This window comes from Sphingomonas sp. YR710 (assembly GCF_900101455.1).
Lineage (GTDB): Bacteria > Pseudomonadota > Alphaproteobacteria > Sphingomonadales > Sphingomonadaceae > Rhizorhabdus.
This window is the reverse complement of the sequence record NZ_FMZJ01000010.1, coordinates 1-22,809: the sequence shown is the minus strand read 5'-3', so window position 1 is coordinate 22,809 and position 22,809 is coordinate 1. Positions and strand designations below refer to the sequence as shown.

General features: G+C 64.5%; 21 protein-coding genes. 6 read left to right on the top strand and 15 right to left on the bottom strand.

All coding sequences use genetic code 11. The annotated features are described in order from the left end of the window. Nucleotides 1-124 precede the first annotated feature (124 nt). The 8 genes from BLS13_RS12700 to BLS13_RS12665 all read right to left on the bottom strand — a co-directional run bounded on the left by BLS13_RS12700 (nucleotide 125) and on the right by BLS13_RS12665 (nucleotide 9,458). A complete protein-coding gene (locus BLS13_RS12700) occupies nucleotides 125-1,384 on the bottom strand; it encodes a 3-methyl-2-oxobutanoate dehydrogenase (2-methylpropanoyl-transferring) subunit alpha (RefSeq protein ID WP_093452617.1) in 1,260 nt (419 codons plus the stop codon). 173 nt (nucleotides 1,385-1,557) lie between these two features. After that, a complete protein-coding gene (locus tag BLS13_RS12695) occupies nucleotides 1,558-2,976 on the bottom strand; it encodes a sensor histidine kinase (RefSeq protein WP_093452615.1) in 1,419 nt (472 codons plus the stop codon). After that, on the bottom strand, nucleotides 2,973-3,662 hold the full coding sequence (locus tag BLS13_RS12690; RefSeq protein ID WP_093452614.1) for a response regulator: 690 nt from the start codon (nucleotides 3,660-3,662) through the stop codon (nucleotides 2,973-2,975). The genes BLS13_RS12695 and BLS13_RS12690 overlap by 4 nt, the downstream gene beginning before the upstream one ends. After that, nucleotides 3,659-4,324 carry an EF-hand domain-containing protein gene (locus tag BLS13_RS12685; protein ID WP_256325855.1) on the bottom strand — a complete coding sequence of 222 codons (666 nt, stop codon included), beginning with the start codon at nucleotides 4,322-4,324 and terminating at the stop codon, nucleotides 3,659-3,661. Before BLS13_RS12685 ends, BLS13_RS12690 begins: the two co-directional genes overlap by 4 nt. A 122-nt stretch (nucleotides 4,325-4,446) precedes the next feature. Further along, complete coding sequence (locus tag BLS13_RS12680; protein WP_093452816.1) at nucleotides 4,447-5,655, bottom strand: ABC transporter permease; 1,209 nt, start codon at nucleotides 5,653-5,655, stop codon at nucleotides 4,447-4,449. 148 nt (nucleotides 5,656-5,803) lie between these two features. Next, nucleotides 5,804-6,538 (bottom strand): ABC transporter ATP-binding protein, encoded by a 735-nt coding sequence (locus BLS13_RS12675; protein WP_093452610.1) that lies wholly within the window; start codon nucleotides 6,536-6,538, stop codon nucleotides 5,804-5,806. Continuing rightward, entirely contained in the window at nucleotides 6,538-7,929 is a 1,392-nt protein-coding gene (locus BLS13_RS12670; RefSeq protein WP_093452608.1) for an efflux RND transporter periplasmic adaptor subunit, read from the bottom strand. The genes BLS13_RS12675 and BLS13_RS12670 overlap by 1 nt, the downstream gene beginning before the upstream one ends. Next, nucleotides 7,929-9,458, bottom strand: coding sequence for an efflux transporter outer membrane subunit (locus BLS13_RS12665; protein ID WP_093452607.1), 1,530 nt, complete (start codon nucleotides 9,456-9,458; stop codon nucleotides 7,929-7,931). Before BLS13_RS12665 ends, BLS13_RS12670 begins: the two co-directional genes overlap by 1 nt. A gap of 260 nt (nucleotides 9,459-9,718) precedes the next feature. Between BLS13_RS12665 and mddA the strand changes: the two genes are divergently transcribed. From mddA to BLS13_RS12635, 6 genes are all read left to right on the top strand, one after another. Beyond that, a complete protein-coding gene (gene mddA / locus BLS13_RS12660; protein ID WP_093452605.1) occupies nucleotides 9,719-10,441 on the top strand; it encodes a methanethiol S-methyltransferase in 723 nt (240 codons plus the stop codon). Nucleotides 10,442-10,504: 63 nt separating this feature from the next. Continuing rightward, entirely contained in the window at nucleotides 10,505-11,917 is a 1,413-nt protein-coding gene (locus tag BLS13_RS12655; RefSeq protein ID WP_093452604.1) for an amino acid permease, read from the top strand. Between the two features lie 33 nt (nucleotides 11,918-11,950). Beyond that, nucleotides 11,951-13,117 (top strand): hypothetical protein, encoded by a 1,167-nt coding sequence (locus BLS13_RS12650; protein WP_093452602.1) that lies wholly within the window; start codon nucleotides 11,951-11,953, stop codon nucleotides 13,115-13,117. Then, a complete protein-coding gene (locus BLS13_RS12645; protein WP_093452601.1) occupies nucleotides 13,114-13,896 on the top strand; it encodes a glycosyltransferase family 2 protein in 783 nt (260 codons plus the stop codon). Before BLS13_RS12650 ends, BLS13_RS12645 begins: the two co-directional genes overlap by 4 nt. After that, nucleotides 13,893-15,230, top strand: a complete 1,338-nt coding sequence (locus tag BLS13_RS12640) for a lipopolysaccharide biosynthesis protein (RefSeq protein WP_256325853.1) — start codon at nucleotides 13,893-13,895, stop codon at nucleotides 15,228-15,230. Before BLS13_RS12645 ends, BLS13_RS12640 begins: the two co-directional genes overlap by 4 nt. Further along, nucleotides 15,230-16,315 carry a glycosyltransferase family 4 protein gene (locus BLS13_RS12635; protein WP_093452813.1) on the top strand — a complete coding sequence of 362 codons (1,086 nt, stop codon included), beginning with the start codon at nucleotides 15,230-15,232 and terminating at the stop codon, nucleotides 16,313-16,315. The genes BLS13_RS12640 and BLS13_RS12635 overlap by 1 nt, the downstream gene beginning before the upstream one ends. Here BLS13_RS12635 and BLS13_RS12630 read toward each other — a convergent pair. From BLS13_RS12630 to BLS13_RS12600, 7 genes are all read right to left on the bottom strand, one after another. Beyond that, a complete protein-coding gene (locus tag BLS13_RS12630) occupies nucleotides 16,312-17,463 on the bottom strand; it encodes a glycosyltransferase (RefSeq protein WP_093452599.1) in 1,152 nt (383 codons plus the stop codon). The genes BLS13_RS12635 and BLS13_RS12630 overlap by 4 nt on opposite strands. A 16-nt stretch (nucleotides 17,464-17,479) precedes the next feature. Continuing rightward, on the bottom strand, nucleotides 17,480-18,655 hold the full coding sequence (locus BLS13_RS12625; RefSeq protein ID WP_093452598.1) for a glycosyltransferase: 1,176 nt from the start codon (nucleotides 18,653-18,655) through the stop codon (nucleotides 17,480-17,482). Beyond that, the gene (locus BLS13_RS12620; protein WP_176943576.1) at nucleotides 18,652-19,155 is read right to left on the bottom strand and encodes a DUF2141 domain-containing protein; all 504 of its coding nucleotides are present in this window, start codon (nucleotides 19,153-19,155) and stop codon (nucleotides 18,652-18,654) included. The genes BLS13_RS12625 and BLS13_RS12620 overlap by 4 nt, the downstream gene beginning before the upstream one ends. Next, nucleotides 19,155-20,060 carry a hypothetical protein gene (locus BLS13_RS12615; protein ID WP_093452595.1) on the bottom strand — a complete coding sequence of 302 codons (906 nt, stop codon included), beginning with the start codon at nucleotides 20,058-20,060 and terminating at the stop codon, nucleotides 19,155-19,157. Before BLS13_RS12615 ends, BLS13_RS12620 begins: the two co-directional genes overlap by 1 nt. A 55-nt stretch (nucleotides 20,061-20,115) precedes the next feature. Further along, nucleotides 20,116-20,898, bottom strand: coding sequence for a DUF2334 domain-containing protein (locus BLS13_RS12610; protein ID WP_093452593.1), 783 nt, complete (start codon nucleotides 20,896-20,898; stop codon nucleotides 20,116-20,118). 155 nt (nucleotides 20,899-21,053) lie between these two features. Continuing rightward, nucleotides 21,054-22,034 (bottom strand): FecR family protein, encoded by a 981-nt coding sequence (locus BLS13_RS12605; RefSeq protein ID WP_093452592.1) that lies wholly within the window; start codon nucleotides 22,032-22,034, stop codon nucleotides 21,054-21,056. After that, the gene (locus BLS13_RS12600; RefSeq protein WP_256325852.1) at nucleotides 22,021-22,626 is read right to left on the bottom strand and encodes an RNA polymerase sigma factor; all 606 of its coding nucleotides are present in this window, start codon (nucleotides 22,624-22,626) and stop codon (nucleotides 22,021-22,023) included. The genes BLS13_RS12605 and BLS13_RS12600 overlap by 14 nt, the downstream gene beginning before the upstream one ends. Nucleotides 22,627-22,809 lie beyond the last annotated feature (183 nt).

Genomic DNA, 22,809 nt, shown 5'->3' with positions numbered 1-22,809 from the left:
TCGTCATTCCCGCGAAGGCGGGAACCCATAATCTCTGACTTGGAGGCAGGAGAACGAACGTTGCGTGTATGGGTCCCCGCCTTCGCGGGGATGACGGTTGGGGTTGGGGTGGCGGGATGCATCCTCATATCCCCGCCGCCTTGCGTTCGGCATGCATCTGCGCGGATTGCTCGCGCAGATGCCACGGCATTTCCTCGAACACGTCCTCGAACATTGAATCGAACGGCTGCTTGAGCCCGTCGTGCAGCGTGCCCAGTGCCTCGGATTCGCGCTGCGCCGCCTTGCATAACTCGGCGACCTCGCGGTCCATCGCGGCGTGGCGCTCCTCGTCCCAGATGCCGAGCGCGATCACATGCTGTTTCAGCCGCGCGATCGGATCGCCGAGCGGCCATTTGCTGCGTTCCTCGGCGGAGCGATATTTGGTCGGATCATCCGAGGTCGAGTGTCCCTCCGCCCGATAGGTGAAATGTTCGATCAGCGTGGGGCCGTGATTGCCGCGCGCGCGATCGGCGGCCCATAAAGTCGCGGCATAGACCGCGAGCGCATCATTGCCGTCGACGCGCAGGCCCGCGATCCCATAACCCACCGCCCGTGCCGCGAACGTCGTCGCCTCCGCTCCGGCAAAGCCGGCGAAGGACGAGATCGCCCATTGATTGTTGATGACGTTGAGGATGACGGGCGCCCGGTACACCGCGGCAAAGGTCATCGCCGAATGGAAATCGCCCTCCGCCGTCGATCCCTCGCCGCACCAGGCGGCAGCGATCCGCGTGTCCCCGCGCGCGGCGCTTGCCATCGCCCACCCGACCGCCTGCGGATATTGGGTGGCGAGATTGCCCGAGATCGAGAAGAAATTGGCGCCGCGCGCCGAATACATGATCGGCATCTGCCGGCCCTTCAGCCGATCGCCCTTGTTCGAAAAGACCTGGTTCATCATGTCGGCCAACGGCCATTCGCGCGCGATCAGCACGCCCTGCTGCCGGTAGCTCGGAAAGCACATGTCGTCATAATCGAGCGCATGGGCAGCGGCGATCGAGGTCGCCTCCTCCCCGGTACATTTCATGTAGAAGCTGGTCTTGCCCTGGCGCTGCGCGCGGTACAGCCGTTCGTCATAGGCGCGGACCAAAGCCATATGCCGCAGCATCCTGAGCAGGGTTTCAGGAGCAAGCCGCGGATCCCACGGCCCCTGCGCCCGGCCTGCATCATCGAGCACGCGCACCATGTCATAGCTCATGTCGCGCATTGCCGCGGGCGCCGTATCGATGGCGGGCCGCGCCACGGCGCCAGCCACCGGCATGTCGAAGTCCGCGAAATCGACGGCGTCGCCGGGCCGGAAGCGCGGTTCCGGGATATGAAGCGTCAGCGGCGGCAGATTGCGCTTGACCATGGCCGGCATCCTCTCATCCACGGCTCCGGCGGCAGCCGAGCCACTATCCGGAAATTATATCGTCTTGTTATTTAATTACAACAACCACCCTCACGTACCTGAACTTCGCCCGATCGTTACGAACGCCGGGCTTCGCACGAAATTTCCGTTCGAACGCACACCGGCCGGAATAATTATAGGCGATCGGGGACAATCGGCAGGCGACACAGCGCCGTTATGCCACCACCGTCGCGGGCCTCCAAGACCAGCGATCCGCCATGCTCCTGCGCGATGGCGCGCGCGATGCTCAGGCCCAGTCCGATTCCGCCTGTGGTACGGTTGCGCGACGGATCGCCGCGTTCGAAAGGCTTGAACATCGCTTCCAGCATATCGTCCGACAGGCCCGGCCCGCGATCCGAAATCCGGACTTCGGCCTGCTGGTCGAGCGCCGCCAGGCTGATCTCGGCACTCCCGCCATAAGCAACGGCATTGTCGACCAGATTCTGGAACAACCGGCACAAGGCGGTCTTGTCGCCAAGGATATGAATCGAAGCGCACGCACGCATGGTCACCGGTCGACCCAGCTCCTGCTCATCCGCGACGATTCCCCGCAACAGGGACTCGAGCGCAATGCGTTCGATCGACGCAATGCGGCCGGTATTCCGAACGAAGCTGATGGTCGCCGCGATCATGCTGCGCATTTGCTCGATATCGGCCTGGATCTTCTCCCGCATATCGTCAGGCGCCGCCTCGATCCGGAACGCGATCCGGGCGAGCGGCGTGCGCAGATCATGGGCGATCGCGCCGATCATGTTGGTGCGTTCGGACAGATAGGCCGACAGCCGTTCCTGCATCCGGTTCAGCGCGTGCGCGGTCACGCGCAGCTCGGCCGGCCCCTCCTCGACAATCGAGGGTGCCTGGGGGTTGGCGCCCATCCGGTCGGCCGCATCCGCGATGCGCTGAATCGGACGGGTCAGCCGACGCGCGAACAGCCAGGCCGCCGGAATCACGGCCAGCGCGCTCAGCAGGAACAACAGCAAGGTCCGCTTCTGCCAGGGGGCCAGCCAGTCGCGCGGCGGCGTGCGGACGACCCGCCAATCATTGCCGACCCGGAGCCCCGCCACAACGGTATCGAAGAAGATCGGTTCGCCGCGACGGACGACGATCTCATGCTCGATCCGCGCGTGGAACGGCATGTTGCTATGCTGATCCGGCTCGAAAAACAGTCTGACGTGGTCGACGGGTACGCCGATCTGACCGGCCAGCCGCTCGGTAAAGCCGGCCACGCTGATCATGTTCGGATCACCTATCGGTGGCGCCGGCGCGAGACTGACGGCCAGCGCGCGCTCGCGCGACGGGTGATCGATCCGCAGCATCTGCCCCGAATCGGCGGCGACCGGCCCCCAGCCCCGCATGTGCGGCATAGGGGGGCGATCGAGCTTCCGCCCCGACAGCGCCTCGGCAATGTCGGTCAGCCGGTTATAATCGGGCCGCGGCGGCGGCAGCGACAGGAAGGTCGCGATCGACACCAGCTGCACGACAGCCACGCCCGCAATCAGCAGCATCAGCGTCTGCCAGAAGATCGGCACGCCGCGCGGCCAGCCGAATCTCATTCGCCGTCCACCTTAAGCGTGAACATGTAACCCTCGTTGCGGACGGTGCGGATCGGATCGTCCTGCCCGAGTTTCTTGCGCAGGCGGCTGATCGTGACGTCGATCGCGCGATCGAACACGTCGCTGTCGACGCCTTTGCCGGCGGCGATCAGCTGATCGCGGGTCATCACGCGCTGCGGCCGATCGAGAAAGGCGACGAGCACGCGGAATTCGGCATCGGTGAGCGGCGCCGGCGGGCAATCGATCCGATGCACTTCGCGCTGGACCATATCGAGCGTCCACGCCCCGAAGCGCCGCACCGCGCCATTGGTCCGGCCGCCCTCCTCGCCGCGCCGGCGCAGCACGGCGCGAATGCGCGCGAGCAGCTCGCGCGGATTGCAGGGCTTCGGCAGATAATCATCCGCCCCGACCTCGAGCCCGATGATGCGATCGGTATCGTCGCCCATCGCCGAGAGCATGATGATCGCGGGGCCACCCGGCTTGCGCAGCCGCCGGAGGATCGACAGGCCATCCTCACCCGGCATCATCAGATCGAGCACGACGAGATCGGCCGGCTCGGCCGAGATCCGTGCATCCATTTCGGTGCCGCTCGCGGCACTGCTGACGGTGAGACCGTTCGCGCGCAGGAAATCGCTGATCAGGTTGCGCAGATCGGCATCATCATCGACGACGGCAACATGGCTCATCTTTTGGCCTTCGCTTTCTTCGCGGCCAGACATGCGGCGTTGGCGGCAATCTGGGCCGGAGTTTTCGGCAGATCATTCAGGGTCAGGGCCTTCTTCTGGCCGGTATCGAGTGCACGGAAGCGCTCGGCCGCCGCAGCACGGAATTCACGGCTGTCGACCGCGCGGTTGATATCGTCATCGGCCGAGGCGACCGGATTGGGGATGTTGAGAAAGGCATAGCGCCCCGCGCCGATCGCACCGCCATAATCGGCGGTGCCGCGGGCGGACGGGCGGCTACGGCGGTCGTTCGGGCGATCCTTGTCGGGCTTTCGGCCGCCGTCGGCAGGGCGCGGCTGATAGAGGCGGACTTCCGGAGCGACATTTTCCTCATATGCATCGACCTCGTCGGGCAGCAGCTGCCCGTCATGATCGTGATCGAGCGTGGCGAAAAAGCGATCGGCATCGGCGGTCATTTCGCCGAGCGTGAGCTGGCCGTCATGATTGGTGTCAGCGCCGGCGAACCAGGTCGCGACCGGATCGGGGCCGCCGGGCTTCGGGCGGAAGGGTTCGCCCATCGGCGAGATGAAGAGCGGGGTCTTGATCGTGCCGGCGCAGACGGGCGGGGGGACATCGGGCTTGCGGGCCTGGGCCGACGCGCAGGCCGCGATCATGATGGCTGCCACCCAATATTTCGCCGTCGTCCCAGCGAAGGCTGGGATCCCTCCAAAGCCTTCACATGCGGTGAGTCCGGAGAGACCCCAGCCTTCGCCAGGGTGACGGTAGATGGAGGATAAGGACATTCGTTTCATTCGTGCCGCAAAGCCTCTATCGGGTTGAGCGACGCCGCACGGCGCGCCGGGAAATAGCCGAACACCACGCCGATCACCGCCGAAAAGAAGAAAGCCAAAGCGTTGATCTTCGGATCGAAAATGAAGGGCACCTGCAGCACCGGCGCGAGCAGGACCGTCGAGACAAAGGCCAGCAGCAAACCGAGCAGACCGCCCAGACAGGCGAGAGTCACCGCCTCGACGAGAAATTGCAGCAGCACCTCGCGGGCGACTGCGCCGATCGCCAGCCGGATGCCGATCTCGCGGGTGCGCTCGGTCACCGAGACCAACATGATGTTCATGATGCCGATACCGCCGACCAGCAGGCTGACCGCGGCGACCGCACCGAGCAAGGCCGTCAGGATCTGGGTCGTGCCCTGCAACGTGTCCGATATCTGCTTCGTGTCGAAGATGTTGAAATCATCATCGGCTTCGTCGCTCAGATGGCGGCGCTCGCGCAGCAAGGTGCGCAGCGAATCCTGAATCTGCTTACTGTCATACGCCTCGTCGACCGAGACCAATATGCCCTTCACATCGCGCGAGCCCGTCATCCGCCGCTGGACCGCCTTGTAGGGCATGATCACGACATCGTCCTGATCGTTACCGAAGCCGCCCTGGCCGCGCGCGACAAGCAGGCCGATGATCTCGCACGAGATATTCTTGATCCGGAACCGCTGACCGACCGGATCGCGGCTGCGGAACAGCCGCGTCTTCACGGTATTGCCGATCACGCAGACCGCCTTGCCGGCCTGCTCCTCGGCCGCCGAGAAGATGCGCCCGTCCGCGAGCGTCCACCCCTGCGCGGAAAAATAATCGCGATTGGTGCCGTTGATCGTCGTCGACCAGTTGGACGCATTATAGACGGCGATGCCCGACGACTGCACCTGCGGCGCGACCGCCACCACGCCGACGATCTGGGTGCGGATCGCATCGAGATCCTCGATCTTGAAATCGGGCGGCTGCGGCCCACCGCCGCCGCGGCCAAAGCCCTGGCCGGGACGGACCTGGAGGATGTTCGAGCCAAGACTGGCGATCTGCTGTTTGACCGCCGCCGTCGCGCCATTGCCCAGCGTCACCATCGTCACCACCGCCCAGACACCGATGACGATACCGAGCACGGTGAGGAAGGACCGCAGCAAATGACGTCGGATTTCGCGGATCGCCAGCAGGATGGTGGTGCCCAGCATCAGCGACAGCCCGCCCACAATTCAACCGTCATTCCCGCGAAGGCGGGAACCCATGGACGGCGGTGTCGTCCGGAATCTTGTGAGTCGTAACCGCGGGTCCCCGCTTTCGCGGGGCTGACGGAAGGGGGGCGGGACGGAACTGTCAGCATCAACCCGCCACCTCCACGCCCTGCATGTGGCGGGCATCGATCTTTTCCACCAGCCCGTCGCGGAAATGGATGATCGTCCGCGCGAAGGCCGCCATTTCGGGCTCATGGGTGACCATCAGCACGGTGATGCCGCTGGCGCGATTGAGATCGGTCAGCAGCTTCATGATCTCGATCGATCGCTCTGTATCGAGATTGCCGGTCGGCTCGTCGGCCAGCAGGACTTCGGGCTGGGTGACGATAGCCCGCGCGATCGCCACGCGCTGCTGCTGTCCCCCCGACAGTTCGGCCGGCGTATGATCCCACCAGTCGGCCAGGCCCACCTTGTCGAGCGCGGCCATCCCCATATCGTGCCGCGTCTTCTTGTCCTCACCGCGATAGACCAAAGGCAATTCGACATTTTCGAGCGCGCTCGTTCGGGCGAGCAGATTGAACCCCTGGAACACGAAACCCAGATAGCGGCGGCGCAGCAAGGCGCGCTGATCGCGATCGAGCGTTTCGACGTGAAAGCCGCGAAACTGAAAGGTTCCAGCCGTCGGCACGTCGAGGCAGCCGAGAATGTTCATCATCGTCGACTTGCCCGATCCCGATGGCCCCATCACCGCCACAAAATCGCCGCGCAGGATATCGATATCGATGCCCTTCAGCGCCTGAAAGGCGGTAGCGCCCTCGCCGAACGCCTTGGTGACGCCGCGCAACCGGATCAGCGTCTCGTCGGTGGCAACGACGCTGGCCATCACGGATTCTGCCGGTTGCCATTTGCACCCTGCTTGGTGCTGCCCGATCCCGCAGCGGCCTGACCGGCGGCATATTGGCCGATCACGACCTCGGCGCCTTCGGTAATCTGGCCCTTGATGATCTCCGCCTGGCTGCCATTACTTTCACCGACGACGATCTGTTGCGGCTGCGGCACGCCGCCATCGTCGAGGATATAGACGGTCTGGCTGCTGCCCCGCGCGATCGCCACCTCGCGATCGGCGCTGCCGCGGCGCGCCATGCGCGGCGGGCCGAGCACGCTGGTCAGGCCCCCGCTCTTCTTCTTGTCGCTCGTCGGCTGGAATCGCAAAGCCGCGGTCGGCACGAGCAGCACGTTCTTGCGCTCGGTCGTGACGATATCGGCGGTGGCGGTCATCCCCGGCCTGAGCAGGCCGTCGCCGTTCGACACCGTCAGCCGCGCGGTATAGGCGACGACGCCGCTGGTGGACGTGCTCGTCGAGGACGAACTGCTCGACGTCGACGAACTGGTCGCGTTCGCGCCGACATCGACCCGCTCGACCATCGCCGGGAAGGTGCGGCCGGGAAAGGCATCGACCTGGAAGGTCGCGCGCTGGCCCCGGGCGACCTGGCCCACATCGGCCTCGTCGACCTTCACCTCGAGCCGCATCCGATGCAGATCCTCGGCGATCGTGAACAAAACCGGCGCGTTGAACGATGCCGCGACCGTCTGGCCAGGCTCGATCGAGCGCGACAGGACGACGCCGTCGACCGGCGATGTGATGATCGTCTTCGAAAGCTGCGTCTGATCCGACGACAATTGCGCGCGCGCCTGATCGACGGCCGCCTTCGCGGTGCCGACCCCGGCAACGGCGCGCGCATAATCGGCCCGTGCGACGTCCATCTCGGTCCCCGAAGGAACCTTGCCGCCGGAAATCTTGTAAACCTGTTCCTCTCGGCGCAGCGCGGCCCGCGATTGCTGCTGCGTGGCTTCGGCCTGATTCAGGCTCGCCTCCGCCGAAGCCAATGCCGCGGTCGATTGCCGCACCGCATCCTGCAGGCGCGACGGATCGAGCCTTGCCAGCACCTGCCCCTTGCGGACACGATCATTATTGTCGACGAGCACCGCGACGATCAGGCCGGACAGTTCGGAACCAACCGTCACCTGGTTGGTCGGCGCAAGATTGCCGGTTGCCGACACCACCACCGTCAGATCGCCGCGCACCACCGGGCGGGTTGCAAAACTGGCGGCCGCGGCACCGCCGAAGATCAGCCGCCAGAGGATCACCGCCACCGCCAGCACGGCGAGGCCGATCGCCACCCGGCGGATCAGGATCGCGCGGCGCGACGTGGGTTCGACCCCGAGAAACGCGTCGAGATCCTGATGCGGGGCGTCTTTGGTGGGCTTATCCATCATGGCCTCGTCGTGGGAGAGGGGGACGCGGGCTTGCCGCCTTCATATTGCCCCGGAACCGGCATCGGCGCAGCCTGCCAGCCGCCGCCCAATGCCTTATAGAGCTGAATCGTCGATGTCGCCCGATCGGCGCGGGCGCTCGCCGCACTGTCCTGACTCGACAGCAAGGCCCGCTCGGTGTCGAGCAGCGACTGAAAATCGATCAGGCCGGCACGATATTGCGCGCGCGCATAGCGGACTGCGTTGCCGGCCGCTTCGGCGCTGATCGCGATATCGCGTTCGCGTCGTTCGGCCACATCGCGTGCTTTCAGCGCATTTTCGACCTCTTCGAGCGCCTCCAGCACGGTCGAACGGTAGCCGGCCAGCGCGGCGTCGGTGGAGGCCCGCTGGCCGGCGATCGCGGCGCGGATCTGGCCGCCCTCGAAGATCGGGGCCGATATCGCCGCCGCAAGCGCGCCGACGCCATCGCTGATGACGTTACCGACCGAGCTCGCCGAACCGCTGAACGATCCGGTCAGCCGCAGCGCCGGGTAAAGCTGCGCCTTCTGCACCCCGATCCGCGCGACCTCGGCCGCCAGCGCGCGTTCGGATGCGGCGACATCGGGCCGGCGGGCGATCACCTCGGCCGGGATCGGCGCGGCAATGCCGGGTGCCAGCGGGATCGAAGCCGGCGGATCGATCAGCGCAGTAACGGCGCCGGGCGCTTCGCCGAGCAGCACCGCAATCCGATTCACCGCCGTCATATAGGTGTTCTCGATCGTCGGAATGCTCGCGGCGGTCTGCGCGCGAAGCTGGCGCGCCTGCTCATAATCGAGGCTGCTGACCAGCCCGGCGTCACGCCGCCAGCCGACGATCTGCAACGTCTCGTCCTGCGACGCCAAATTCTCGCGCGCGATCCGCAACCGGATCTGCGCCAGCCGCGCAGCCATATAGTTCAGGCCGACCTCGGACGCGACGCTGAGCTGGGTGAAATGCAGGGTCGCTTCGGTGGATTCGGCCGAGGCGCGTGTGGCCTGGATCGATCGGCGGATGCCGCCGAAGATATCCGCCTCCCAGGCGACATCGAAACTGCCGCTATAGATCGTCCGGTCGCCGCCGCTGGTCGTTGCCTGTCCGGAGGTCGGATCAATGAAAGTGCTGCTCTGATTACCGATGGTACGATTGACCGATCCGCCCGTCGAAGCCGAGGGCAAAGCCGTCCCCAAGGTGCCGCGCACCGTTGCCCGCGCCTGCCGCAGCCGGGCGCCCGCTGCGTCGATATCGAGATTGGCGGCAAAGGCACGATCGACCAGCCCGGTCAGCACCGGATCCTCGAATCCCTGCCACCACCGCGCGAGATCAACCGGCTCGGCAGCCATCGATCCCGTGCGCATATCAGTCGCCGCACGGAAACCTGCAGGCACCTTCAGCGCCGCCGTCGAGGGGGCGTGATAATTCGGGCCGACATTGCATCCGGCCAGCAGCAGACACGGAACGGCGCCGCGGGCGAGATCGCCGATCGATCGGGAAATGTTTCGGCTGCGCGTCATGCTCTGGGTCTATCCGGTTTTCGTGTCGGCGAATTTCAGAACTGACACAGATGGTACGTCACACATGAACGGAGATCGTACGACCCGAAGGCATCCGGTGGCAACGGTCTCATCGACCGCTTTGTGCCATACCCAATGTCGGAAGAGCATCTTTGTTCCGGGGAACGAAATATCGCTGGTTCGCTGCAATTTGGCGCACAACGCGCCTTTTTGACCGCTCCGGGCAACAGCGATAGATTATCGCGCAGGGGGGCCAAGCCATGAAAATAGTTGCTATCACTTATGGCGTGATCTGCTACATTTTTTTCTTTCTCGTTTTTCTCTATGCCATTGGTTTTACGACTAATCTCCTCGTTCCCAAAAGCATTGATTCCGGAATGGGTGTTCCGATGGCGACGGCGATCGTCATCAACCTTGTGCTGTTGACGATCTTTGCGACGCAACACAGCATCATGGCGCGGCCCGCGTTCAAGGCCGTCTGGACACGGTTCATCCCCGCGCCGGTCGAACGATCGACCTATGTGCTGTTCGCCAGCCTCGCCCTCGCCTTGCTGTTGTGGCAATGGCGCCCGCTGCCGGCCACCATCTGGCGGGCCACTTCGCCGGCGGCGGTCATCGCGATCGACGCGCTGGCGGCGATCGGCTGGGCGACGGTGCTGCTCAGCACCTTCATGCTCAATCATTTCGATCTGTTCGGCCTCAAGCAGGTGTGGGAATATCGGCGCAACGGAGAAGCTCCGCCGCCGAGTTTCCGCACGCCCATGTTCTACCGGCTGGTGCGCCATCCGATCTATCTGGGCTTCGTGATCGCCTTCTGGGCCGCCCCGGTGATGACCTTGGGGCATCTGCTGTTCGCGGTAGCGACGACTGGCTATATCCTGATCGGCATCCAGTTGGAGGAACGCGACCTGATCGCCACGTTCGGCGAGCAATACCGATCCTATCGAAAGCGCGTGTCCATGCTGTTCCCCCTGCCGCGCTGACGCTGGACATCACCCCATCATCACAGGCATCAGTGGAGGCTTGGGATTGATCGGGAGCGGCACATGAAGGGTTGGGACAGGCGCAAGACGCTCGATCGGTCGGTCACGCATCCGCATGAGACCCCGATGGCGCGCACGCTGTCCTGGCCGCATCTGGTGGCGCTCGGGGTCGGCGCGATCGTCGGCACCGGCATCCTCACCTTGATCGGCGTCGGCGCCGATCGGGCGGGGCCGTCGGTCCTCCTCTCGTTCGGGATCGCGGGCGCGATCTGCGCCTGCGCGGCCTTGGCTTATGCCGAAATGGCAACAATGATGCCCGCCGCCGGCAGCGCCTACAGCTATAGCTACGCCGTGCTCGGCGAGCTGTTCGCCTGGCTGGTCGGATGGAGCCTGATCCTCGAATATTCGCTGGTCGTGGCGACCGTCGCGGTCGGCTGGTCGGGCTATGCCTCGCCTTTGCTGGCGAGCATCGGCTTTCCGATCGCGCTGACCAGAGGACCCGCGCTCGGCGGACTGATCAACCTGCCGGCGGTCTTCATCATCGCCGTGATCGCCGGGCTGCTGATGCTCGGCACCCGCGAAAGCGCGCGGCTGAATACTGTGCTCGTGGTGATAAAAATCGCCACTCTGTCGCTGTTCGTCGCGGTGACCCTGCCTTATTTCGACGCCGCCAATCTGCATCCGTTCATGCCCTATGGCTTTGCCAAGACCGTCGGACCGGACGGGGTCGCGCGCGGGGTGATGGCGGCTTCGGCGATCATCTTCTTTGCCTTTTACGGCTTCGACGCGATCTCGACCGCGGCCGAAGAGACCAAGCGGCCGGAACGCGATCTCGCGATCGGCATCGTCGGCTCGATGCTGATTTGCACCCTGATCTATATCGTGGTGGCAGCGGCCGCCGTCGGTGCGCTGCCGTTCACGCGCTTTGCCGACAGCCCCGAGCCGCTGGCCCTGATCCTTCGCACGCTCGGCCGGCCGGGGGTCGCCAAGATCGTCGCGATCGCCGCGATCATCGCCTTGCCGACGGTCTTGCTCGGCTTCCTCTACGGGCAGAGCCGGATCTTCCTCGCGATGGCCCGCGACGGTTTTCTCCCAACCGGCCTCGCCAAAATCTCGGCCCGGGGGACGCCGGCGCGGATCACCCTGCTCACCGCGATCATCGTCGCCGTGCTCGCCGGCGTGCTGCCGATCGACCAGATCGCGGCGCTCGCCAATGCCGGCACACTGATCGCTTTCGCATCGGTTGGCCTGTGCCTGCTGATCATGCGCCGCCGCGCGCCCGATCTGGCACGCCCGTTCCGCACACCGCTCGGCTGGCCTGTCGGGCTCGGGGCCATCGGCGGCTGCCTCTATCTGTTCGCCAGCCTGCCGGCGAAAACCTTGCTCTGGTGCTTGTTCTGGAATGTGATCGGGTTGCTGATCTACATCTTCTACGCGCGCCATCGCAGCGTGGCGGGGCAGGCCGCGCAGCCTTGAAGCTGCCAAGATTCAGGCGCAGAGGCGCCGACGATGCGGATATGCTTCCTCTTCAATCACGACCAGATCCATCAGGTCGCGCATAGTCTGCCGATCGCGCTGGCCATGGCCCGGATGGGCGTGGGCGCGGAAATACTGGTCGCGACGACCAATGCCAGGCTGTCCGACGAAGTTCGGATATTGGGCGGCGACGCGATCGGACGGTCGATCACCTTGATCGAACTGGGCCTGCGCAGCCCGGTCAGCCGGCTGCTCGCCGGGGCGCTGGAACGGGTCGCGCCGGCGACCAAATTGCTCGTCTATCGGGACAATCTCGATTTCTTTCGATCGCTCGACATCCTCGTCGTCGCCGAAAAGACATCGCTGGTGCTCAAGACGCGCTACGGGCTCGATCACCTCAGGATCGTCCATACCCGCCATGGCGCGGGCGATCGGGCGATCGGGTTCGACAAGGCCAGCGCCCTGTTCGATCATATCCTCGTATCCGGCCCGAAGATTCGCGAGCGGCTGATCGGCGAAACCGGGGTCGATCCCGCGAGGATTTCGATGACCGGCTATCCCAAGTTCGATGTCGTCGATCCGGCGGGCCCCGCCCATATCCTGCGCGATGACGGGCGACCGGTCGTACTCTACAATCCTCACCCCTCACCCCACCTCTCGTCCTGGTATCGATGGGGCCGGCAGATCCTCGACTGGTTCGTCGAACATGACGATTATCAGCTGATCTTCGCGCCCCACGTCATGTTGTTCGAACGTCCGTTCGTGATCACGATCGATCGGCTGCGGATCGATCGGCCGGGTCGCATCGCGGAGCGCTACGCCCGTGCCCCCAATATCCATATCGACTTGGGGAGCCGGATCTCGACGACGATGGCCTATACGAACCGCGCCGACATCTATCTGGGCGACGTGAGCAGCCAGATCTACGAATTCCTGCTGCGGCCGCGCCCCTGCCTGTTTCTCAACAGCCAGGCGCTCGACACGGGCAATGATCCGAATTTCGCCCATTGGCAGGCAGGGCCGGTTGTCGACGACATGGCCGATTTCGGCCGGCTCCTCGCCGAAACCCAGCGGCTCCATGCCGACATCTACAAGCCCATCCAACAACGCATGTTCGATCGCAGCTTTGATCTGACCGACGAACCATCGTCGCTGCGCGCCGCACGTGCGATCGCGATGCTCTGCGAAAGCCCCCGATGACGGCGCTGATCACGATCCTCATGCCTTATTATAACGAGGCCGGATTCATCGCGGCGACGTTGGAATCGCTGATTGCGCAGACCGACCGGCGGTTCACGATGGTGCTCGTCGACAATGGTTCGACCGATGACAGCCCGGCCATCGCGCGACGCATCGCCGCGCGCGCCGCCGATATCCAGACCCTTCATCTGCACGAGCCGATACCCGGCAAGCTCCATGCGCTGCGGGCCGGCCTGGCGCATGTCGACACGCGCTATCTCGCGACCTGTGATGCCGACACCATCTATCCACCCGACTATATCGCACGCTGCCTCGCGATGTTCGCCGGTCCGAACACACCCGTCGGCGTGATGGCGATCGATCTTTATGACGAACGATTGTCGGACGCGGCCCGGCGCCGTATCGCCAAGGTGATGTGGAAATCCCGCCGGTTCCGTAGCCAGTGCCATGCCGGCGGCTACGCCCAGGCGTTCGACGTGCAGGCGCTGGCCGATGCCGGCGGGCTGCTGAACGCGGCTTGGCCCTATGTCCTCGAAGACCATGAGGTGATCAACCGGTTGCTTCACCAGGGCCGCATTGCCTATGCGGCCGATCATATCTGCTTTCCGTCGGATCGCCGCTCCAGCCGAAAGACAGTCGGATGGACGCGGTGGGAGCGTATGATTTACCGTTTCACGCCGCGCATCCGGAAGGACTGGTTCTTCTACCGCTACCTCGGCCCCCGTCTCGCACGGCGCGGCCTCTACAATATTGCGCTTCGGGATCGCGACTGGTCGTGAGCGACAAGAACGCACCTTCCGGCTCGATCATCCGGAACATCTATAGCGGGCTCGGCCTGCTGCTGAGCGGCAAGGCGGCCGCCGGCGCGATCAGTCTCGTCTATATGATCATTGCCGCGCGCACGCTTGGCCCGGTCGACTATGGCGTGATCATCCTGATCCATGCCTATGTGGCCACGGTCTGTGGCCTTGTCGAGTTTCCGGTGTCGCAGGCCGTGGTCCGCTATGGGGCGTTCGGGGTCGACGGTGCCGATCGCGAGCGGATTGCCAAGCTGTTGCGCTTCACGGCCGTCGTCGAAGCCGGTGGCGGCGTGATGGCATTGCTCGTCACGATGGCGCTGGCGCCGATCGTCGGCCCGCACCTAGGCTGGTCGGCGACCGCACAGGCCTTTGCCATTCCCTATAGCTTTGCCGTGCTCGGTTCGCTGCGATCGGCGCCGGCTGGCTATCTCCAGCTGATGCGCCGGTTCGACCTGCTGGCAGCGCACAGCGCGATCCAGCCGACCGTACGGCTGGCGGGCGCGATCATCGCGGCGGCCGGCGGCTTCGGCTTGAAAGGGTTCCTGATCGCTTGGCTGACCGCAGCGGTGGCAGAATGGGCCGCTTTATGGCTGATGGGCGGCCTGATCGCCTGGCGCGAGCTGGGCTGGGGATTTCACAAGGGACCGATCAGCGGGGTCCGGCGCGAAAACCCGGAGATCTGGCGCTTCATGATCGGCAGCAACGCCGACACGACCTTCGGCGAGCTTGCAGGCCGGATCGCGCCGCTCGCCGTCGGCTGGCTGCTCGGCCCGATCGCCGCCGGTCTCTATGCGGTTGGACAGCGCGCCACGGTGATCATCGCCCAGCCCGCGCAGACGCTCGGCAGCTCGGCCTATGGCGAACTCGCCCGCCTCGTCGCCGCCGGCACGACCGGCGCGGCGCTGCGCCACGCACTCGGCAAGGTGATCGGGATCGCGCTGCTGGCGGCGATCCCCGTGATGGTACTGGTGATTCTGTTCGCGAAGCCGCTGATCATGGTGCTCGCCGGAAAGGCCTTTCTGGGGGCCACCAGCCTGATGATCTGGCTGGTGGCCGCCCGCGTCATCTATCTGATCGCGCCGCCATGCAGTGCGGCGTTGATTGCGCTCGGCAGGCCGGGGCTCTCGGTTTCCGCCAATCTGATGTCTAGCCTCGGCCTGCTGCCGCTGCTGCCCATCTTCATTCATTTCATGGGGCTGGCCGGCGCGGGGTTGCAGGCGGTGGTGCAGGCGATCTTCATCGGGGCGGTGCTGGCGACGTTCGTGTGGCGTGCGAGTTCCGCCCATTCCGCGCCCGCCGGGCGCGCCGGCTGATGCGCATCGCTTATGTCATAAACTCGGTAGAGGGCGGCGGAGCAGCGCTGCCCGTACCCGGCGTTACACGGGTGCTGCGCGATGCCGGTGCCGAGGTGCGGGTGTTCGCCCTGGTGCGCCGCGACGGCCGCGCTTTGCCCGCAATGGCAGCGGCCGGGCTTGACGTCGACGTGCGAGACGGCGCCGAACGCGATCATATCGGCGCCTATCGCTGGCTCGACACCGCCCTTCGCGGCTGGCAGCCGACGCATATCTGGACCTCGCTCACTCGCGCGACCCTGCTGGGCCAATTGGTCGGCGCGCGGCGCGGGATTCCTGTGGTGAGCTGGCAGCACGCGGCCTTCCTGAAACCGGCCAATCGCTTGCTGCTGCGCCGGATGCAGCGATTGTCGAAACTATGGGTCGGCGATTCCGAATCGGTGACGGCGCTGACCGCGCAGCGGCTGCGCATCCCGCCCGAACGCCTCACCTGCTGGCCGATCTTCGCGGCGGATGCCGATGCCCCGCAGGCGCGTGCGTGGACGCCGGGGCAGACGATCCGGCTCGGAAGCCTCGGGCGGCTGCATCCCGTGAAAGGTTATGACGTTGCCATCGGTGCATTGGCTCTGCTCAAGGCCGGAGGATTCACAGCGCCCGAGCCGTTCGAATTCGTCATTGGTGGCGATGGCGCCGAGCATGACGCACTTGCCGCGCAAGCGGCCGCCGCCGGGCTGGCCAACGTCCGCCTGGCAGGGTTTGTCGAAAAGCCGCGTGACTTTCTGGCAGACCTTCATCTCTATCTGCAGCCCTCGCGATCGGAGGGGCTGTGCGTCGCGGCGCATGAGGCGATGCAAGCCGGGCTGGGCGTGATCGCTTCGGCCGTCGGCGAAATGCCTTACAGCATCGAGACCCGGCGATCGGGACTGACCGTACCTCCCGGCGATCCCGCGGCTCTGGCCGAAGCACTTGCCACGGTGCTGCGCGACCCGACGGGCCTGGGCCCCATGGGAGCGGCGGCCCGCCGCCGCGTCATCGATCGCTTCGGCGCCGATGCGTTCGCGGCGCGCGGCCAGGGCATCGTCGAACGGATGCGGACCTGGCGTTAGGCTGCCTGCTTCCGCCCGCTCGTGTGAGTTTCGGCCCGGGTTGCAATCGTCCGATCGAACAGGTCGAGATATTGCCGGGCCACGCGATCGATCTGATGTCGGCGCAGCATCATCGCGACCTGATCGGCTTCGGGGCCCGGCGCATCGAGCATCGTATCGATCGCCTCGCCAAGCGCGGCGGCATTTTGCGGCACGATCCGGCCGAATGACGGGTGCGCAATGATCTCGCCCAGCGCTGCCGAACAATCGGTCGCGACGATCGGCACCCTTTCGGCAAGCGCCTCGATCAGCACGGCGGGATAGCCCTCATAGCGCGAGCTCAGCAGAAACAGCCGCGCCTGCCGAAGATAGGGACGGATAGCCGGCACATGGCCGGCCAGCGTCACCCGCCCGGACAGGCCCAGCCGATCCACCGCGGCCTCGAGCCGACGACGCTGATCCCCCTCGCCGAGGATCATCAGATGCGCGCCGGATGCAGGATCGGTTCTGGCAAAGGCCTGCAGCGCCAGCAGGAAATTCTTCTGCCGCACAAGCCGGCCGGCGCACAAGATCAACGGTGGCCCTTCGATGCGATCGGGCGCCGCCTCCTGGAGATGATCGATATTCGGTTCGTGGATCAGCTTTATGTCCGGGCGTTCGAGCACCGGCTCGGCCTCGGTCCGAAGAGCCGCCGACATGGCGATGAAGCTGTCGATCTTCGCCACGCCTTTGCGGATCACGCGCGCCAGCAAGGCGGCCACGATAGACGGACAGAAGGGAAACCGGATCGGGTTGCTGATTTTCGCGACAACTGCAGGACATTCGTCCCCCAACGCACGGCCGAGCGCCCACAGCAGCAGGAAGTGAAAATTCCCCGGCACAAAAATGATATCCGGCCGCAGATTGCGGATATTTTCCGCCATGGCGGTGCCGAGAATGACCCGCGAGAGGATGCTGCGGCGAATTTCCGGCCACACACTTTGTACCGTCACCTCTGCCGCCACCAATGCGCGCGCCGGCCCGTCCGAAGCCCCGCTGAGGATCGTCACGCGACGCCCGGAGCGTGCCCATTGATTGGCGAGGCGGATGGCGATGCGCTCGCTGCCGCCGGTCGAAAAATCATGAAGGACAAGCACGATATGCGCCGCCGTCGACACTTGCAGCGGCATCGGCTTCACCCGTGCATCACGCTGCGTGGCGCCGAGCCAGCTGGCTCGATCGATATGTGCGAAACAGCTCTTCGAAATGTTGATCCAGCGTGCGTGCACCCCGCGCCACGCGCTCGGCCTGCCTGCGCATCGGTTCCCGATCGCGGTCGAGCAGCCTGCGGATCGCCTCGGCCGCCGACTGAACATCACCAGGCACAAAGGTCTCGCTGATTCCAGGCCGCGCGAAATCCGCTGCGCCGCCCTCATCGGGTACGATCAGCGGCAAGCCGGACGCAACTGCTTCGGCGGCGACCAAACCAAAGGTTTCCGCCTCGCAACCATGAACCAGCGCGTCGGCACTGGCCATCACCGTTGCAAGCATCTCGCGATCGGCGATCGGCGCCAGCAGGTGGACGTGGGGGTTGCGCCCGATATGCCGGACGATCTTCGGCTGATCTCGGCCACCGCCAACCAGCACGAGGCCGATCGGCCGTTCGAGGCTGGCCCGTTGGCACGCATCGATGATCATCGGCCAGCGCTTTTCGGCGCTGTGCCGCCCGACGCCGAGCAACAGCGACGCCTCCTCGCCCAACCCGCACCGTGCCAGCAAATCGCGGCGGATCGCCGCATCCCGGCGGGCGGGTGCGAATATGCCGGGGTCGATCCCCATCGGAATCGTGCGGACCCGCTGGATTCCTCCCTCTCTCAGCCGCCCCGAAAAACTCTCATTCGCGCAAACGACAAGGTCGAAACGCATCGAACTGCGCTGGAGGTGGTTCCAGAACCACAGGAATTGTCGATCAATGGTCGGCCTGCTCGCGATCCCGCCGAACCAGCGATAAGGGAAAGCCGCCAGCGGATCGGAATGCATTATCAGCGCGCGCGGCGCTTCTCCTTGCCAACCCGCGACGATCGATGCCGTTCGCCATGGCGAAGAGGCCTCGACGAAATCCGGCCGCTCGGCATCGAGCAGGCGATGGACCTCGGTTGCGCCGGCAAAATAGCGATAGCGGCGATCGAAAGGCAGCGGCGGCGATGCGACATGAATGATCCGCCCGCCGTCAGGCCGTTCTTCGACCCCATCCGTCTTGCCCGGCGCTATCACGACAACCTCGTGGCCATGATCAGCACCGATGCGCAGCTTGCGATCGATATAGGTCTTCACGCCCCCACCATGCGGCGTGTAAAAGGCGCAGACATCGATGATCTTCATCTGCCCTCCAACGGCCGCATCAGCAGCCCGCGCCGGTAGTTCATTCGAATGTGGATGCCGGTGAGCCCCGGCCCGGCGACAACACTCGTGACCGCGGCCTTCGGCTTGAACCAGCCCAGACGCGGATTGCCGGGAAATCCGATGCCATCGGTCGATGCGCTGAATTTCAGATTGCCGTCGCGATCATGCAATAGCGACAGACTGTAGGTGCCGGCATGCGGCACACGGATGCACATCGCTACCGGACCGGACGACGGAACCGGCAGGTCGACGCGTGCGAACGTCTTGCCCGATTCCACGAGTACATTGTCATCGGCCAGGAAATCATGATCGTTATCGGGATAGAGTTCGAGCCGCAGCGTGCCCGCACGATCCTTTAATCCCTCGACATCGACGATGATCGCTGGGCCTGGTTCCGCGACCCGACAGGCGCCCGCCGCCTTACCAAGCGTCGGATTGGAAGCCACCGCCGCCGCCAGCAATATCGCAACACCGGTCATCAGGCGTCCGCCGTATCGATGAGATCGGCAACGGCCAGAACCCCGCCGATCAGCAGATGCATCGTCAGGATCATTGTCGCGATCAGCGCGATCAGTTCGGCAACCTGACCATCATGGCCGACCAGGAACAGGGCCGCGCCGGCAAATACCAAATCCTTGTTGGGTACAAATGGCAGACGGGTGACCAGCAGGTGAACCGCCGCCAGCAACACCCATAGCGACAGATCCACGTCGGGCAGTGCACTGTGCCACATCACTGCCGACAAGGTCGTCGTCGCGGCAAGGCGCAGCAGATGCATGCCGAATATGAACCGCAAATCCTTGCCCGGCAGCGAAAAGATGCGGCGATTGAACAAGGCGACGATCACTGACACGACGATCATCACCCCGATCGACAGCGCGATTTCGCGCGGTCCGACGCCGATATGCAATTCGCCAAGCAGCGGCCACGCCGCGACCATCATGACCAAAGTCACGAGATTGCCAGCCAGCGCAGACGTTACGCTGACATCCTTGATCGCCCCAAAAGGCGCCGATGTCAGCCCCGACCGCTGACGCGCCCAGCTGTAGAATGCCACCTCGCCGCTATAGCCCATCAGTACTTCATTGCTGACCAGCTTGCGCAACAACGCCGCGAAGCCCGACGCAGGCAAGTTCCACAGCCGATGAAAGATGACCCATTCCGACGTCGGCAAGGCCAGATAATAGGCACCGAACGCAGCCCAGAACATCAGCGACACCGGGATTGCGGCACGGAGCCGGGCCAAGCCCAGATGTTCGAACTGGCTGACGATCGCAATCAGCAGCGCGATCGATATCGCCGCCGAGAGCCAGCGTTGCCAATTGCGTTCTGGTACTTGCAGGGGAACGAGACGCGACGATGCAACTGACGAATTCGATGACACGCTATTGATTCCCGCCGCATTGCCTTGTCCTTCATCAGGACGGCACGACGCCGCTTTAACCACAGTGCGTTGCATATTTTTTTCGGTCTCGATCAAATAGCAGGTCAGCGTAACGACCTGCCTGATGGCTTTGAAGCAGCCGCTCAAACGTGCGATCGATACTGGTCAGCAGTGAAGGCACGGTGACGTCGCCCGGGTGGACGGCCACGCGGATGACTCCCATGCCGGCCAGCGCATGACGGGCAAGCGCCGAAAAGGCCAGCGAACTCGCAATTCTGGCCCGGCTGCGGCTCGCCCAGGTGATCACGGGGCCCCGCGCCAGCACAGCGCCGCTATCCGGTGCCCACACGCGCATATGATCTTCGGCCAACACAAACCCAACGTCGGCCAGCGCTGCGCGGGCGCCGGGCCCATAAAGCCAGGCAGGGGCAACGAACCCGGCGACCGGTGCACCGATGATATCCTCGATCAGCGTCCGGCCGGCGATCATGCGCCTCCGCGCCTCTTCCCGATCGAGGCCCAGAAACTCGCCCTCACCCGCCGTCATGTGTCGCGCCTTGATCGCGGCGATGGCTCCGGCATGATGGCTGCGATCCTGATGGTACCAGCCATGCACGAAGATTTCTGCGCCGCTGGCATGCCAAGCGCGCATGCGCCGGTGAAATGTCTTGTCCTCGGCGATTGGCGCCTGACCCCAATGATCAGGAACGACCAGCATCGCAAAGCGGGGGCCCCCAAGATGATGGCTAAGTCGATCGGCCAAACGATCGACGGCATCCGCATGAAGCGGGCCGACGTCGTGAATCGAGGCAAGCAAACGTTTTTCGGACATAGCCATCGATCCCGGTCACGATCGGTTCGTGGCTCCCCAGCCCCACCCCGCAGCGTCTGACAGAGCTTATGATGCTCTGGTTCGCGGTTTGTCGGATAGTGCCAACTTGTGGCGGTATTGCGGCACAATATCGAACGGCTCTCGCTATTGCGGCGAGCAACCTAGCTCTGACGCGCGTTGCGTGGCTTGGCGGTCAGCCGCCAGGCCCTTCCGGTCGATGTCACATCGACGTCAAACAATGCGCCGACACGTGGCAACACCGCCGCCTCGTCACGATCGAGGTAAATAACGCCGCTGACGCTGCGGCCTGCGATCTCCGGAGCGACGCTGATCGGGACACCCAGATTTCGAGACAGATCCGCAGCGACAGTGGCGAGGGAAGCATGGCGATACGTCAGCCGATTCTCCCGCCAGCCCGCGATCGTTGCGGGGTCGACCTCGGAAACCGCTACATCACCGCGGGCCGTCACGCGCAGCTGCTTGCCCGCATCGAGCCGCAGAGCTTCCGCCCCCGGATTATAGAGGACCGTTCCTTTCGAAACCGACGCCTCGACGCGATCGGATGTCCGCAGGACGTTGAAGGTCGTGCCAACATCCTGAAGATGGGCATTACCGATTTCGACTATGAAAGGATCTGCCGGGTCATGGACCACCGTGAAGGCGGCCTCACCATGATCAAGCGACGCAAAGCGAGGATTGCCCTTGCGCAAGGAGACCCGGGTTCCACCATTCAGTTCGATCTGCGTGCCATCATCGAGCTTCACCGTGCGATGCTCGCCCACCCGTGTTTCGATCGCATAGGCTGAGCCCGCGGCGGGAATCATAACCGGATAAAGCGCGATCGCCATAAGTCCCGCCCCCGCGACTGCTGTTGCCGCAGTTACCGTGAACCAACGTACGCGACGGCGCTCGACAACACCGCATGGCTGGTTGTCATTGGACGGCCGGGGTGCAACCGGATCGATGACGGCTGCTTTCTCGATTTCGCGATCGGTGAGCGCGACATGCTCATAAGCGGCGTTATGCGATGGATCGGATTCCAACCAGGCCGTGAAGCCCTCCCAGTCCGCACGTGCAGGGTCGCGCAGGCGGATCACCCACTCGATCGCCTCAGCGCGCTTGTCCTGGTCATTCTGCCGCATCGCTGGCCCCTTCGATGGCACGACGGCGCCCTGTCGCAAAATCCGCATCCGTCGAAATACTTATGTCGACCAGCGCGCGATATGCCTTTTGCAAATGCTTCTCCACAGCGCTCAGGCTGATGCCCATCGTCAGCGCGATATCCCGCTGGGAAACGCCATCGATTCGGTAGCGGCGAAAGATGTACGCCGTGCGATCGCCGAGGTCTGCCAGCATCCGCTCCACGATTTGCAACCGTTCGCGGGCAAGCAGTACCCGCTCCGGGGATGGTTGTTCCGAGATGTCGGATCTGGAACCTCCAATAGCTTCGGTCCACTGATCGTCTCGCCGCCGCCGCCGCATATCCGATCGCCACCTGTCGAGGAGCAGGTTATCGGCCATGCGGTACAGATAGGCCGATGGATCGGCGATCGGGCCGGGCTGGGCCGCGGTCACCCTGACCCACATTTCCTGGAGCAGATCGTCAGCGTCCGCACCGGCCCCGCGCGCTGCAATGAAGCGTTGCAGCGTCGGTCGCATTGTCATGAAGACGGATTCGAGGCCGTTTTCTCTCATTCGGTTCCAGCCTGCGCCTCGTAAGTGCAAGCCCAGCATAATCCGGCGGCGCGCGAGGCGCAAACCGGCGGATGTGCGACCGCATCCCACGATGTTCCGCAGACAGGACTCTACGCCCGCGAGCGTATGCTTGCGAGGGAAGTTGAGATATTGGGCTTGGTTGCGGGGACAGGATTTGAACCTGTGACCTTCAGGTTATGAGCCTGACGAGCTACCGGGCTG

Coding starts and splice junctions, on each gene's coding strand:
- BLS13_RS12665 (WP_093452607.1), bottom strand. CDS start 9,458: ATGACGCGCAGCCGAAACATTTCCCGATCGATCGGCGATCTCGCCCGC.
- BLS13_RS12675 (WP_093452610.1), bottom strand. CDS start 6,538: ATGGCCAGCGTCGTTGCCACCGACGAGACGCTGATCCGGTTGCGCGGC.
- BLS13_RS12610 (WP_093452593.1), bottom strand. CDS start 20,898: ATGGCTATGTCCGAAAAACGTTTGCTTGCCTCGATTCACGACGTCGGC.
- BLS13_RS12690 (WP_093452614.1), bottom strand. CDS start 3,662: ATGAGCCATGTTGCCGTCGTCGATGATGATGCCGATCTGCGCAACCTG.
- BLS13_RS12605 (WP_093452592.1), bottom strand. CDS start 22,034: ATGCGGCAGAATGACCAGGACAAGCGCGCTGAGGCGATCGAGTGGGTG.
- BLS13_RS12680 (WP_093452816.1), bottom strand. CDS start 5,655: ATGCTGGGCACCACCATCCTGCTGGCGATCCGCGAAATCCGACGTCAT.
- BLS13_RS12695 (WP_093452615.1), bottom strand. CDS start 2,976: ATGAGATTCGGCTGGCCGCGCGGCGTGCCGATCTTCTGGCAGACGCTG.
- BLS13_RS12620 (WP_176943576.1), bottom strand. CDS start 19,155: ATGACCGGTGTTGCGATATTGCTGGCGGCGGCGGTGGCTTCCAATCCG.
- BLS13_RS12630 (WP_093452599.1), bottom strand. CDS start 17,463: ATGCCGCTGCAAGTGTCGACGGCGGCGCATATCGTGCTTGTCCTTCAT.
- BLS13_RS12700 (WP_093452617.1), bottom strand. CDS start 1,384: ATGGTCAAGCGCAATCTGCCGCCGCTGACGCTTCATATCCCGGAACCG.
- BLS13_RS12650 (WP_093452602.1), top strand. CDS start 11,951: ATGCGGATATGCTTCCTCTTCAATCACGACCAGATCCATCAGGTCGCG.
- BLS13_RS12655 (WP_093452604.1), top strand. CDS start 10,505: ATGAAGGGTTGGGACAGGCGCAAGACGCTCGATCGGTCGGTCACGCAT.
- BLS13_RS12625 (WP_093452598.1), bottom strand. CDS start 18,655: ATGAAGATCATCGATGTCTGCGCCTTTTACACGCCGCATGGTGGGGGC.
- BLS13_RS12600 (WP_256325852.1), bottom strand. CDS start 22,626: ATGCTGGGCTTGCACTTACGAGGCGCAGGCTGGAACCGAATGAGAGAA.
- mddA (WP_093452605.1), top strand. CDS start 9,719: ATGAAAATAGTTGCTATCACTTATGGCGTGATCTGCTACATTTTTTTC.
- BLS13_RS12670 (WP_093452608.1), bottom strand. CDS start 7,929: ATGGATAAGCCCACCAAAGACGCCCCGCATCAGGATCTCGACGCGTTT.
- BLS13_RS12645 (WP_093452601.1), top strand. CDS start 13,114: ATGACGGCGCTGATCACGATCCTCATGCCTTATTATAACGAGGCCGGA.
- BLS13_RS12635 (WP_093452813.1), top strand. CDS start 15,230: ATGCGCATCGCTTATGTCATAAACTCGGTAGAGGGCGGCGGAGCAGCG.